The sequence below is a fragment of the Nocardia sp. NPDC050175 genome (assembly GCF_044459885.1).
In the GTDB taxonomy this organism is placed as follows: Bacteria; Actinomycetota; Actinomycetes; order Mycobacteriales; family Mycobacteriaceae; genus Nocardia.
This window is the reverse complement of record NZ_JBITJI010000019.1, coordinates 94765-108018: the sequence shown is the minus strand read 5'-3', so window position 1 is coordinate 108018 and position 13254 is coordinate 94765. Positions and strand designations below refer to the sequence as shown.

Annotated in this window: 10 protein-coding genes; all 10 read right to left on the bottom strand. The window is 61.2% G+C overall.

Features of this window, described 5'->3' with window-relative positions; genetic code table 11:
* Positions 1-94: 94 nt before the first annotated feature.
* The 10 genes from ACIBK2_RS41970 to ACIBK2_RS41925 all read right to left on the bottom strand — a co-directional run bounded on the left by ACIBK2_RS41970 (position 95) and on the right by ACIBK2_RS41925 (position 13243).
* Positions 95-1240, bottom strand: a complete 1146-nt coding sequence (locus ACIBK2_RS41970) for a tyrosine-type recombinase/integrase (RefSeq protein ID WP_396976129.1) — start codon at positions 1238-1240, stop codon at positions 95-97.
* A gap of 701 nt (positions 1241-1941) precedes the next feature.
* A complete protein-coding gene (locus ACIBK2_RS41965; RefSeq protein ID WP_396976127.1) occupies positions 1942-2379 on the bottom strand; it encodes a hypothetical protein in 438 nt (145 codons plus the stop codon).
* Between the two features lie 44 nt (positions 2380-2423).
* The gene (locus ACIBK2_RS41960; protein WP_396976125.1) at positions 2424-2657 is read right to left on the bottom strand and encodes a hypothetical protein; all 234 of its coding nucleotides are present in this window, start codon (positions 2655-2657) and stop codon (positions 2424-2426) included.
* A 2-nt stretch (positions 2658-2659) separates the two neighbouring features.
* Positions 2660-4054: a hypothetical protein gene (locus ACIBK2_RS41955; RefSeq protein ID WP_396976249.1), complete on the bottom strand. Its 1395-nt coding sequence runs from the start codon at positions 4052-4054 to the stop codon at positions 2660-2662.
* A gap of 113 nt (positions 4055-4167) precedes the next feature.
* A complete protein-coding gene (locus ACIBK2_RS41950; protein ID WP_396976123.1) occupies positions 4168-4467 on the bottom strand; it encodes a WXG100 family type VII secretion target in 300 nt (99 codons plus the stop codon).
* A gap of 3 nt (positions 4468-4470) precedes the next feature.
* Positions 4471-4785: a WXG100 family type VII secretion target gene (locus ACIBK2_RS41945; protein ID WP_396976121.1), complete on the bottom strand. Its 315-nt coding sequence runs from the start codon at positions 4783-4785 to the stop codon at positions 4471-4473.
* A gap of 509 nt (positions 4786-5294) precedes the next feature.
* Entirely contained in the window at positions 5295-6875 is a 1581-nt protein-coding gene (locus ACIBK2_RS41940; protein WP_396976119.1) for a protein kinase, read from the bottom strand.
* 22 nt (positions 6876-6897) lie between these two features.
* Entirely contained in the window at positions 6898-10086 is a 3189-nt protein-coding gene (locus tag ACIBK2_RS41935; RefSeq protein WP_396976117.1) for a type I restriction endonuclease subunit R, read from the bottom strand.
* Positions 10083-11300 (bottom strand): restriction endonuclease subunit S, encoded by a 1218-nt coding sequence (locus tag ACIBK2_RS41930; protein ID WP_396976115.1) that lies wholly within the window; start codon positions 11298-11300, stop codon positions 10083-10085. The genes ACIBK2_RS41935 and ACIBK2_RS41930 overlap by 4 nt, the downstream gene beginning before the upstream one ends.
* A complete protein-coding gene (locus ACIBK2_RS41925; protein ID WP_396976113.1) occupies positions 11297-13243 on the bottom strand; it encodes an N-6 DNA methylase in 1947 nt (648 codons plus the stop codon). The genes ACIBK2_RS41930 and ACIBK2_RS41925 overlap by 4 nt, the downstream gene beginning before the upstream one ends.
* Positions 13244-13254 lie beyond the last annotated feature (11 nt).

The following is a 13254-nucleotide window of genomic DNA, read 5'->3' as shown; positions in this document are numbered from 1 at the left end:
GCTGCCCATACTGGGCGATCGCCGCAACGGTTGGGTTTCATTACATTTCATTACATTTCATTACATTTCATCCCTCTCACGGAATGAATTCTGATCAGGCAGAACGGGTCTCAGCGAGGTCAGGCAGATCATCCGCTGTCTGCGTGCGCATCTCAGCGCGCACCCGTGGCAGTCTGCTCGCGATCACCTGTGCCGCAGACTCACTCGCGGCACGATCGTTGTGACCGTAGCGGCGATCGGTGGTAGTCACCGATTCATGGCCCGCGTCGCGCGACACCACGAAGATCGGCACTCCGTCCTGCAACTTCCACGAAATACCGGTGTGCCGCAACGTATAGGGCGTCAGCCTCTTCACCCGCAACTCCTCAACCGCGAGCGCGAACCGCTCTAACAGGTGCTCCGGATCCGCACCCTGCCAGTGCGCCCTGCGCGTGAACGGGGAGAAGTCACCGCGGGTCAGAGCCTCCAGTCGCCGCAGCGCGGGCTGCCACGCATCCTTGTGAAGGATGGCCGCGGTGATCGGTGTGCCGAGCACCGTGTGGAACAGCAACTCATCGCCGGGGCGTGACAAATCCAACCGGTCCAAAGTTTCCAGCGGCACATTCACGGTTCGAACACCGCGCTTGCTCTTCGGTTTGCCCAGCTTCAGTTTGCTCCCTGCAGCCTTCCACGCCTTGTTGATCCGCACCGCACCGGTCCGGCGATTTACATCACGCACCAGCAAAGCCCCGACCTCACCCGGACGCGCCATCGACACCAACCCGAACTCTGCCTGCGAGCGCCATCGCGGTGCCAGCAGCTGCTCGAACAACTCCCACTCATCGTTGTCGAAAATATCCATCTCCGGTGCGTCCCAGCGCGGTAATCGGGTTCCCGCGCAAGGGTTGAAGGGGATCAGTGGTGTCGGACGCTGGTGCATCGCCGCCCGCATCCCCGCGCACAGGAACCCATGCTTGTTCTGAATCGTCTTGGGCGCGTTGCCCTTGTCCTGCTCCAGATACACCACCCATGCGGCATCGGTGTCCTGCGTGATCGCCTGAATGGGGAGAAACCCCATGAACTCATCGATGTCGTTGCGGATGTAGCGGTGGTACTGGCGCCGGACATCCTCCTGGATCCCTGTGAGGCGGTCGGTGTAGTGGCGTAGCCACTGCGACAACGTGACGTGCTCGGGACCATCACCGCGCTGAGCACCAAGAACCCTCAACGCTTGCTCAACACCGACATGCTCGAGCAGCACAGCCCACCGGCATGCCTCGTCGTGGTCATCAAAAGTCTGCGATCTCTGGCGCCTACGCCCACCGACATAGACGTAAAACGGAACCTGCCAAGCCACAGTCCCGTCCTTACGCGGACGAGGACGAGGAGTAGGCATCTAACTGTCACCTCCAGTCCGACAACCGGTATTCACAAGAACTGTGCGTTCGGCGACCGCTGGTGGCCGCCAACGCAGAGCACGGCGACGCCCGTCTGGTCGGCACCGACAGCAATTCGAGATCAGCGCGCGTCCCACAGTGATCGAAATTATTGCCCACAACCGGAAACCGACAGCAGCTTCCACAGCTCTGCTCTCTCCGCATGTGCTCCTGACGACAGCGAGCTGGCAACATATTCTCGGGCCTCACAACAACAGAACGGGTCATCAACACACCGGCTGTTGCATTCCATCGCGCTGGGCCCCTGTCGGTTCCGGTGCGACTCAGCCCCGGCACCACCAGCCGTCCTGATCACCCGGGGTCGCAACGGAGACAGCAGCGAGGCGATGTGCTCCGGCAACACGATCAATCATCAATCCCTGTTCGCAGCGTGAGCGACGCGTCCGTCACGGAAAGTGGGGCCAGATCTTGAATACCGGATCTGGCACGGTGGCGTGATCGACGAGCGCGCGGAGGAGGGCATCCGGCGGAATCGTGGCGTCGCAATACCGCGATCACTTCTTGGTTATCGAGCTGTCCAGCCGCCGTGCCGATTTCGGTGTTCGTAGTAGGCGTCGTCTGCTTCCAGGATCGTGGCCTCGTCCACGGGCTGGCGTGGTCGGTCAGCGACCGGCGACGAGTCGGCGACGAGTAGCTTGGCTTGTTCACGGATGCGGGGGTCGGCTTTCCGGAGCAGTCGTTCGACCTTTGACTTCACATCGGCGCGAGCTCTGCGGTGGCAGTCGAGTACGGCGCTGGTGAGTTGGGAGTGAGTCCATTTCATAGCGGCCGGTGCGATCTGCAGACTGGTGATCTCGCCGGCGGTGTCGACTTCGACGAGGACGCCGCGGACTTCACCGTGGCCACGGAGCTCGGCAGCCTTCTGTGTCAACCGGCCACTGTGGCTATGGATTTCGGCGAGTTGCTGGTGGAGCTGCTGCTCCCACTGCTCAATGTCGGTCATGGACGATCCGACTCCTGGGAATGTGCGGTGTCATGAATGGCAGCTCAGCTCACGCTCATTCCGCGTTCGGGCCAGGTGTTGGACTCGCTGTAGACGGCGTTGATCTTCCGGGATGCTTTGAGGAAGGTGTAGTCGGCTTCGCCGTCGCCTGGCTGCGAGGTGCGCGAAGCCTTGTCCATGGTCAGTGTCCGGGCCAGGCCAGCTGGGTCGTCACCGAATTTGTACACGATGACCTGCGGGTCCTCTGATTGCTTGGCGAAGTACACGATTGCTGCCATGTTCACCATCCACTTTCGAAGTCTTCGCGCTTGTTCACCGGTACCTGGTTTTGCCAGTTGAAGGACTCGTTGGCCACCTGGTGTGCATCCTGATAGGTGACTCCGGGGTTGGACCGTAGATGATTCAACTCGGCCAGCTCGTGCTCGAGCAATACATGATCCTCCGGCAGGGCGTTGCCGGAGCGCAGCCTGATCCATGCATCGGCGATGTCGGCGTCCGGGTCGAACTTGCGGGCTACGACTTGGCCGGTGTCGTAGTCCAGGATCGGGTGTTCGGTCTCGAACAAGTGTTTCTTGATCGCGGCGATCTCGGCCTCGGAGAACCCTGAGGCTCCGTTGGCTCGAACGAGATCGTCGGTATTGCGACTGATCGAGGCGATATCGCGCGGGTCCTGGGTGAAGCTGTCATAGGCATCCCGTGCCCACTTGGTCTGGGCGGGGTCATCGTAGATGTTGGCTGGACGTCGCCGCCCGCCGCTGAACCACTCATCGGGCGTCGCTTTTCCTGGGGTCGCTCCGCGGGCCTCTCGTGTCCACAGTTTCGCTTTAGCGACGTCGACCCATTTGCTGACCTTGTCCAGCACAGGTTTGAGTGCCGCGCTCACCGGTTTGATTGCGCGGGTAACGATTTCGGCGACTCTGGTGCCGAGTTCGCCGATGATCGTGGTGATGCGCCGAGCCCTGACTGCGATGCGCCCGGCCAGCGCGGTGTTGCCGATCCACTCCGACGCCGTGGCGGTGAAGGGCGCCAGGATCGCGAAAGCTGCCTCGGCGGCGGCAGTTTCGATCAAGAAATCTTTGACCTCATCGAGAATCTTGCTGTGCGCCTCATCGAGGTGGTGGGCGTACTCACCGCAGGAATCCCCGAGGATTTGGCAGGCATCAGCCAAAGCGTTCAGGTCGTTTTGACGTTCCTGGCAGGTACCGACGGCAATCTCGATCTCCGCGGACTGCTGGTTGTTGAGCAGCTCGACAGCCCGGGGCACCTGTCCCGCCGCCGTGCGGTAGTCGGCCGAAGCGGTATGCCACGCAGTCTTGGCGGCGTCGAGCTGGTCCTGATGCCCGTTTGGCCAACCGAGCCCAACGACATCCTTGAGCAACGACCACCCGAACGGCTCAGGGATTCCATCCCCCGCCGCCGACGGCGCGCCCTCAGCCAGACACGGCGCCATCGACAGCTGCGGCGCTGCGGGTGGGACCGGGTCACGTTTGTTGGAACTAGCCTCGGCGACCTGGTGGTTGTGTGCTCCAACAACAATCAGGTCCCGCGTCTGGCCACACGCGGTCGCCAGCTTGGATGATGAGGAGATGGCCAGCTGCGCGGCTTCGTCGTAGGCGCTGGCCCACCGGCCACCGACACTGTCACTACCGGCCATGCCCTTGTAGGCGGTCAACACCGCGATCAACGCGGCGTGCGTGGTTACCACATCATCCGACATCTGGCCGAAAACCTCGCCCGCGGAATGGTATTCTCCGGCGCGGTGGACGATGACCGGGACGGTGGGAGCCGTCACTGCGGCCACATCCCGTAGTTCGTTTCCGCGGCTCCGCTGTAACTCGTGTGCGCCCGGCGCGCCACTGCACGCAGCTCGTCGAGGTTCTCGCGCATCTCGTCGGCCCCGGCCATCCACCGATCGTGCGCGGCGCGCTGCGCCGTGGCTGCTTGGCTCGACCACGACAAATGCAGCTCGGCGATGTGCTGATCCACTTCGCGCAACCAGCCCTCGACATCGGCACCGAATTGCGCCATCGTCACGATCGCGTCATCGAGCTGGGTGAGATTTACCCGGTAGCTGTAGTCGTCGGCCATGGTTTACACCTGGTTTCCGAGCTGGGTGATCCCGTCGGCATTGGCGGCATCGCGGAGCTCGTAGCGGTTGGCGGCATCAGCGAGGTTTCCCGCCGAGGTCTCCAACGCGGCGACGATCTGATCGGCCCCGTGCTTCCATTCCACCCAGGACTCGTCATAAGCCGATGCCGCTGCACCTCGCCAACCATCAGCCAGCAACTCCTTGCCGATCGTGTCGTCAAGATACTTGAGCTGCTGTCGGATCATCTGGGCCTTGTCTGCGGCGAACCGCGACGCCGCACGAAGCTGGTCGACCCGGACCTGTAGCTCATCGGCCACCGCGACTCCCCTCTAGCCCTACCCGCCGATCGACTCCAACTATAAAACGGGGCACGGATCGGACCGACCACACTACGAAGAATCCCCCACGGTCAGAGTTGTAGGCCATAGACCTGTTCGAGCAGCTCCGTTTGCCCAGATGAGTGCCAGGGGCGAAGTCGCCGGGCAGCGTGGACTGTGACTGGCAGCGCTACCCGTCGGCGGACTTACAGCACAACGGGATTGACATCGCGTAAAGACTGCAGACGAAGATGGGCGCGGTATCGGGCCGGAGCAGGCACGATTGAGCCGATGGAAGCTCGCAGGTTTCCCGGGCCGTCTTGATGTCGCGAACACTGCCCAGTACCGGTTGATTGTCGACGTCCACTTCGACGCTCAAGAAGTGGCCTTGACTGGTGTAGGCCGTGACGAGCTGCTGCTTCCCGGCCAACAGCCCGTACTCGCGGTGTCCACGTTGAGCCTGGACCGGAACTACGCCGCTGCGCGCAAGAATCGGCTCGCCGTCGAGACTACGGCCCCTGATCCTCCAGCCGGTGGATTTGTTTGTCGAGGTTGCGAACGTGGGTCGAACTGCAGCCATAAGTAGCTACAAGCTCTACCCGGATGCTGTTCAATTCGGCGATGGCCTCGTCGTAATACCCTACGGCTCCGAGCATCTGGGCTATAACGTACCGGGAGCCGAGAATTCTTTCAGCCTCGTCCTCGATCTCCGCGTGCGCGTTGAGGACGTAGAACCGTAGCTGTGGCAGCGCTTTATTGGGCTTGCCGATTGCAGCGTAGGCATGACCGGCGTGGTATCTGCAGTCGAGCACATACTCGTCGTCCGCCGGCAAGTACCTGGCGTACTCCCTACCGACCGCCTCGAACAATGAAGCAGCCCGGGTGTACTCCTCGTTACTGAACAGCGCGGCTGCCAGGTAATGTCTCAGCCTCAGCTTGATAAAGGGGTCGTGCTCGGCACGCCCACAGGCATCCTCCAACAACCTGATCGCCTCGGACGGCCGATCGTTGTCCAACAGCGCCTCGACGTTCTTTCTGACCTGTTCGGACTCCGCTTCGGTCAGCGGACTGCCTGTGCCAGGTCGCATGTCCCTCGTGGGCGGAGGTGCTAGCAGTGGCTGCCTGAACGGCCGCGTCGGATCACGGATTTCATTGTCGCCACCGACCCCGCCGGACTCCCGCGTCAGCGGCATGAGCAACTCGTACACCGCTTCAGCCGTTGGACGGACTGCCGGATCCTTGGCCATCATCGCTGTAACAAGTTGGTCGACACTCGCCGGAACATCGGCCCGCCGTGCCCGTGATGACGGCGGCGGAGACTGGCGGTGGTGAGTGCGCAGCGTCATGCTTTTCGTGCCGTGGAACGGCACGTCCCCGGTGAGCATCTCGAACAACAAGCAGCCGAGCGAATAGATATCCGACGCCGGAGTGACCACCTCCCCCAGCCATTGTTCCGGTGACATGTAGTCCGGCGTCCCAACGGTCTTGTCGACCTGTGTCAACCGCGGCAGCTCGCCCGCGCCGCGCAGGATCGCAATCCCGAAATCGAGCACCTTCACCACACCACTGTCGATAAGCATCAGGTTGGCCGGCTTGATGTCTCGATGGACGATGTCGACTCTGTGCACGTCGACCAACACCGCCGCGACCTGCGCCGCGATCGCGGCAGCCCACGCCGGGCTCGGTGGTGCGGTGTTGTATGCCATGTGGTCCAGAACGGTTTCCAGAGTCGAACCACGCAGGAGCTGTATCACCAGCCACAACTGCGGCTCTCCGCCCGGCCCGATGTCCATGCCGGTGTCATAGACCGCCGGGATGCCTGGATGCTCGAGCCGCGCGGTGGTGCGGATCTCGCGCAGAAACCGCTTGCGGTCCCGGTCCCGGGCATCGAGAATTTCCACCGCCTCCGGACTGTCCGGCTCGAGGACAGGTCCGGCAGGCTTCAGCTCCTTGATCGCTACCTGGCGGTCCAAGCGCTCGTCGTAGCCGTAGAAGACCTCGCTCATGCCGCCCCGGCCGAGGGACCCGTCCACTCGGTACCGTCCCGCGATCAGCCGTTTGCCGGTCAGCGGTTCTTCGTAGTCGGCCACGCTCCCCTACCCAAATTTCGTCTCAATCGCTGAAACGGTCGTACTCGAGTCCGCGATCTACTGTCTCCCGCTTCATCTCTGCGCGCAACAGCGCCAGGGCCTCGTCACGGACCGGTGCCGTGATGATTCGGTAGGCACGTTTGCGCGCCACCTCCTTGATCGCCTTTTGGAACTCGGTGTTATCGAAGTACAGCTTCATGAAATCGGTGTTGCGTTCGGCGTTCTCGGCGACGATGTCGTCGAGCCGGTCGTCGGCGACTTGGCCGAATCTCGCCTCGTCGTTCATCAGGGCGATCTGCTGCATCCCCGTGTCCTCGACCAGGCCGACGACTTGCTGGAAGACCAGAATCTCATCCGCAGTGCCAAGTTCGAGACCGAACCGGTCGTTGAGTTCGGAGATGATCTCCACCAGCGGTACCAATTCCGGCTCTTTGTACCCGCCGCCGTCGGCGGCGTGTCCCCGCACGTCGCGCTCCCCTACCGCCGACAGCGACACGTTGTGTTTGCCGGTGAACTCCAACCGGAAGTGACTCAGGTCGGCGTCCCCGACATCAACCGAGGTCGAGGGCCGATCCGGCAAGCGGATCAGCAGGATTCGACCGAACTGATAGAGCCGTTCGAGGTCTGGATCGCCCCAATCGACTATCTGCGCGATCAGGCTGTAGGCACGTACGTACTGGGTGAGCGTCTTGCGGAAACCTTCCTGCTCGTCTTCGGTCTCGAGCGCATTGAAACGTTCGAGCGTCGGCGTCAGGTAGTTGTGCAGCTCGCTGTGCAACTTCTTCTCGGCCGAATCCGGCATCCGGTCCGGTCCGGCCGCGCCTAGCACCCTGATGAACGCCTCCATCTCCGAGGCGACCAGCAACTCGTAATCCATCACTTCACGTGCTTTGGAGTAGAGCAGGTTCGGGTCGCTCGGCTCGGTGATCGTGGTTTCGAACCAGTCCTTGAACGCCTCCTGGATGTCGCCCGCCTTGTTGACGAAATCCAGGATGTGCACGTCGTCCTGCGACTTCAGCGGATGAATCCGGTTGAGACGCGACAACGTCTGCACGGCCGCGACACCGGTCAGTGTCTTGTCGACGTACATCCCACACAGCAGCGGCTGGTCGAACCCGGTCTGATACTTCTCCGCCGCAACCAGAATCCGGAATTCCTCCTGGTCCCGGTCGACCGCCTGTGGATCGTCGGCCTTGACGTACCCGAAGCGGTCCGCCAACCGAGATTCTGGGATGTTATTGAGCAGGGACTCGGTAACTTCCACCCCGCCAGAGTCCGCCCCAGGCTTCCGGGTTGACTTGTCCTCGAGCTTCCCGGAAAACGCCACCAGCGTCCCGCAGTCGGTATAACCGCGCAGCCTCACATAGGCCCGGATCGCCTGATACAGCCCCAACGCGTGTTCACGACTACTGGTGACAACCATGGCCTTGGCCCGTCCACCCAACCGCGGCGCGATGTTTTCCCGGAAGTCATCGACGATCACCTTTGCCTTCATCTCCAAGGGCCTCACGTCCAGCACGGCATAGCGAACCAACTTCGCCTTGGTCTTACGCGCATCCACCCGCGGATTGGCCAGGTCCGACTCCTGCTGATCGACTGCTGCGTTCCGCAGCCGCCACTTGGTGTCGTAGGTGATGTAGTTGGCCAGCACATCGAGGATGTAGCCCTCATCGATGGCCTGCCGCATCGAATACACATGGAACGGCACATACATGCCCCGCTCGCCGGTGCGCGGATTGATCTTCTCCGGCTCGAACTCACCGAATAGCTTGAGTGTCGCCGACTTCGGTGTGGCCGTGAACGCGAAATACGACAAGTTCGGCTGCTTGCCGCGCACACGCGTCCAATACTCCGCGTCATCCTCGTCCTCGGCACGCGGCTCCGCGTTGGACCCCAATGCCTGCTTGAGCTGGACCGCCGACTCTCCGCCCTGCGAGGAATGCGCCTCATCAATCACCACCGCGTACCGCTTGCCCGTCAAGCCCATGTCCGCGACCTTCTTCAGGACGAACGGATACATCTGAAGCGTGCTGATCACAATCTTCGATGTGGAATCATCCAGTGCCGCGGCCAGCTGAGTCGAATCCTCGTCGATCCGCTTCACCACACCCGGGGTGTGGTCGAATTGATAGATCGTCTTCTGCAACTGTCGGTCCAGCACTGTGCGGTCGGTGATCACAATGGTCTTGTGGAACACCGGCTGGTTGTCGATATCGAACAGATTCGACAGCCGGTGCGCCAGCCAGGCAATCGTGTTGGACTTGCCCGAGCCCGCCGAATGCTGGATCAGGTAGTTGTGCCCGGCACCGTTCTCCCGCGCATGCCCGACCATCCGCTGCACGGCGTCCCACTGGTGGTAGCGCGGGAAGATTCGCGGCGCGGTGTGCGGATTCGTCTTGGCGCCCTTGCGGTCCGGAGCCTGCACGTGCATGAACCGCTGCAAAATCTCTAGCCAGTTGTCGGGCTGCCAAGTTTGCTCCCACAGGTACGCGACGGAATACGAGCCTTCCTCAGCAGGCGGGTTCCCCGCTTCACCGGACTTCCCCGGCCCTTTCGAGCCGAGGTTGAACGGCAGGAATCGCGTCTCGGCACCGCGCAACTGAGTCGCCACGAACGCACGATCCGGATCGACGGCGAAATGCACGAGAGCACGCTTGGCGAAGAACAACTCGCGCGGGTCTCGATCGTTGCGGTACTGCGCGATGGCATCATCGGCGTCCTGACCGGTGTTCGGATTCTTCAACTCCACGGTGGCCACCGGCAAGCCGTTGACGAACAATGCCATGTCCAGTGACTTGTGCGGGTGACGCACGCTGTAATGCAGCTGCCGCGCCACCGTCAGCACGTTCGCACGGTACTCGACTAGCGCGTCGGCGGCCAGGGTGTGTCCGGGCCGGAAGTAAGCCAGGTTGATCAACACCCCACGGTCCCGCACGCCTTGACGTAGCACGTCCAACACACCGCGCGCGTCGATCTCCGCCGCGACCCGCTGTGCGAATTGGCGCTGTGCGGTGTCGGGGTCACCTCCATAGAAGCCGACTAGACGTTCCCAAGCCCGCGCCTGCGCCGCGCCGATGAAACGGTACATTTCGCCGGTGTCGATTCCGAGCTCAAGGTTGAACGTGCCTTGAGCACGATCCCAACCCAGTTCGACCATCTCGGCTTCGACACGGATTTCGAAGGCAAGCTCAGTGTGAATTCCGGGGGTCATGCTAACTCAGCTCCAGACGGCGAGAAGCGCGCGGTCGTAACATCGATCTGCCCTGTGACGGCAGCGGTGATCAAGGCCTGGCGACGCTCAGCAAGACGTTGATTGAACCTGCTTACCTCTTCACGGAGTGGCCTGACACTTACCACGAGTTGACCGATTTCATGCTGGATCTTACTGTCAACTACAGGCACGGGAATATTTCCAAAGAGCGCCCAATTTCGGAAATCAACAGCGCGCTCTCTTGTACTTGATGCAAATAAGCCTAGGTAGCCATTAATAGCGAGAACACGAAGCAGTCGACCGTAAAATTGCGCATTGCCGCCGCTAATTGGCTGACATACATGATATACAGGACTGCAATTACCAATAGCCTCGGAGTCCCCTATCGCACCCGCAAACCCATCTAAGCCATGGACGACGACATCACCTACTTCTACGCCTTGACCTTGAGGTTCAGCACTTTTAGTCAGCGTATAACCTTCACTTCGCCGGACGCTGCGAGCCGTAACCTGACCATCCCGAAAAGCAGTGATAACTTCGTCGGTGGCCTTGGTAATGCGGTCAAGCTTCAACAGAAGTCGACGAAGCGGCAGGGACTGAGTGCCGCCAAAATCGGCAAGCTTACTTTTCCCGACGATATCCATTATCCTGCTGTCGATCCGCTCCTCAAGCAAGTGAAGCACTCTCAGCTGATCCGTCACAAGCTCGTCGATACACCCCACTTCGGCGTCGAGGAAGTCGGCGATGCGGCGCTGCTCGTCGAGTGACGGAAGAGTCACCGGGATGTTCGCGTAACGCTCGGCATTAAAGTTCTGAATCGTCGATGTGACGGCATCGGCTTCAATGGATGCTTGAAATGTTTTTGATGCCGCCACATAAGCCATAAAACGCGGCTCGGTATCCGAGCGAGGACGAAACCTTACCAAATAGCCTGCATAAGTACTGGGCTCATCTAAAGCATCTAGAAGCAATGAGCGCCCCAGGGTGCCGCTACGCGACAGCAAGAGGTCTCCGTCCCTAATCTCGTGGCGCGCGTCGAGAGACACGTCGACGTAAACAGCACTGTCACGCGGGCGTAGGTGCCCGAGCTCATCGATGTCTGAGGTACGGATCAGACGATGCCCCTGAGGCGCGTAGTCCTGTGCTGAGATGTTGAGGCCGTACTGTCCTGCGTCGACGCATAGATGTTTGAGCCGCGCTTCCGTCCATTTCATCGTGTCACCTCGCCCAGCAGCTTCTGTATCTGTGCCTCTAGCTCGCGCAGTTCCGCGTCGATCTCCGCGAGTGGTCGTGGGGGCGTGTACACGTAAAAGTGTCGTGTGAACGGGATCTCGTATCCAACCTTGGTCTTGTCGTGGTCAATCCAGGCATCGGGAACGTGTGGGATGACCTCGCGGACAAAGTAGGTGTCGATGTCCTCGTCCAACGGGACGTTCTCGTAGTCGCGCAGATCCGGGTCCGGGAGAACGCTGCCGTCCTTTGCCGTCTGCACCTCGCCCTCCGGGTCGGAGACCGACACGGCGGACCAGAGGCCCTTCAGCAGCGAGGTACCCTTCGGCCACTGCGCACCTCCTTCAGCTACCGCCTTGTGCAGGGCGTTGGTGGCTTCCTTCTTCGTCCACCACACCGCGCCAACCGAGCCGCGCAACGCCTCGACCAGCGCATCGCGGCCATCCCACTTGGCCAGCGCCTTTGCGCTTTCCAGTGCGGCGAGAGTGTCCTCGGTGATCTCAAAGCGCAGCTTGAGCGGGCGCTCGACGGTGATGCGGTGGTAGCCGAAGTCGCGGGTGCCGAAGATCTTCACCTTTCCGTGGTCCGGGTCCTCAGGATCGGCCGCGATATTGACCGCTTGGACATACAGCTCCGTAATGTGATTGATCTGGTCGTCGCTGATCTGTTTGCGCTTGTCACCGAAGGACTTGCGCACCTTCTCCCACTGGTCGCGGGCATCGAGCAGGATCACCTTGTTACGCAAAGCTTTGGCCTTGCGGTTGCTCAAGATCCAGAAGTAGGTGGAGATGCCGGTGTTGTAGAACAACTGATCCGGCAGCGCGACAATGCCTTCCAGTAAGTCGTTTTCCAGGATCCACTGGCGGATCCTGGACTCGCCGGACTCGGCGGCCCCGGTGAACAGCGGAGAACCGTTGAAGACGATCGCCAGGCGGGCGCCCTTGCCTTCAACGGGTTCCATCTTGGAGATCATGTGCTGGAGGAATAGGAACGAACCGTCGTTGATGCGCGGCGTGCCCGCGCCGAAGCGGCCGGCGTGACCCAGCTCTGCCTCGTTTTCGACCTCTTCCTTGACTTTTTTCCATTCCACGCCGAATGGCGGGTTGGCCAGCATGTAGTCGAACTTCATGTCCGCGAATGCGGGGTCGCTGAAGGTGTTGCCGAAGTGGATTTGGCCGCGCTGGCGGCGCATGAGCATGTCCGACTGGCAGATCGACCACGACTCACCGTTGATTTCCTGCCCGTACAGGTAGACAGTCGCGTTGGGGTTGATCGACTTGATGTGGTCTTCGGCGGCGGTGAGCATGCCGCCGGTGCCGCAGGCGGGGTCGAGGATATTGATGACCTGGCCTTCGCCAAGGACGGTGTCTTTGTCTGGAGTGATGAGCAGATTGACCATCAGTTTGATGACTTCGCGAGGGGTGAAGTGCTCACCGGCCGTCTCGTTCGAGTCTTCGGCAAACATCCGGATCAGATGCTCGAAAACGTAGCCCATCTGATGGTTATCGAGCTTGTCGAGATCTCGCATGGCGGCAAACCGGCCTACGACCTGATATAGGATTTTCGCGCTGGCCAGGCGGGTAATCTCGTTGTCCAAGTCGAAGCGGGCCAGGATTTCGCGGACACTCGGGGAGAAGCCATTGATGTAGTCACGCAGGTTCTTCGCGGTGCTCGGTGCATCCGCGGCGATGGTCGTGAAGTTCTGATCGGAGGTGTTGTAGAACGGCAGTTTGGCAGCGATCTCCAGCGGGCGCTGCTTGTTCTGCATGTCCAGTTCCCTGTCACGCGCGCGGACGGCGTCACGGGTGGGGGCCATCACCGCGTCGAGACGACGCATGAGCGTAAACGGCAGGATGACCTGGCCGTATTCGTGGCGTTTGTAGTCACCGCGCAACAGGTCCGCGACTTTCCAGATGTCGGCGGCCATTTGGGAGTGTG

Bases quoted from the DNA above. Each gene is read 5' to 3' on its own strand.
- ACIBK2_RS41930 (WP_396976115.1), bottom strand. From the start codon at position 11,300: ATGAAATGGACGGAAGCGCGGCTCAAACATCTATGCGTCGACGCAGGA.
- ACIBK2_RS41960 (WP_396976125.1), bottom strand. From the start codon at position 2,657: ATGGCAGCAATCGTGTACTTCGCCAAGCAATCAGAGGACCCGCAGGTC.
- ACIBK2_RS41950 (WP_396976123.1), bottom strand. From the start codon at position 4,467: ATGGCCGACGACTACAGCTACCGGGTAAATCTCACCCAGCTCGATGAC.
- ACIBK2_RS41925 (WP_396976113.1), bottom strand. From the start codon at position 13,243: ATGGCCGCCGACATCTGGAAAGTCGCGGACCTGTTGCGCGGTGACTAC.
- ACIBK2_RS41965 (WP_396976127.1), bottom strand. From the start codon at position 2,379: ATGACCGACATTGAGCAGTGGGAGCAGCAGCTCCACCAGCAACTCGCC.
- ACIBK2_RS41935 (WP_396976117.1), bottom strand. From the start codon at position 10,086: ATGACCCCCGGAATTCACACTGAGCTTGCCTTCGAAATCCGTGTCGAA.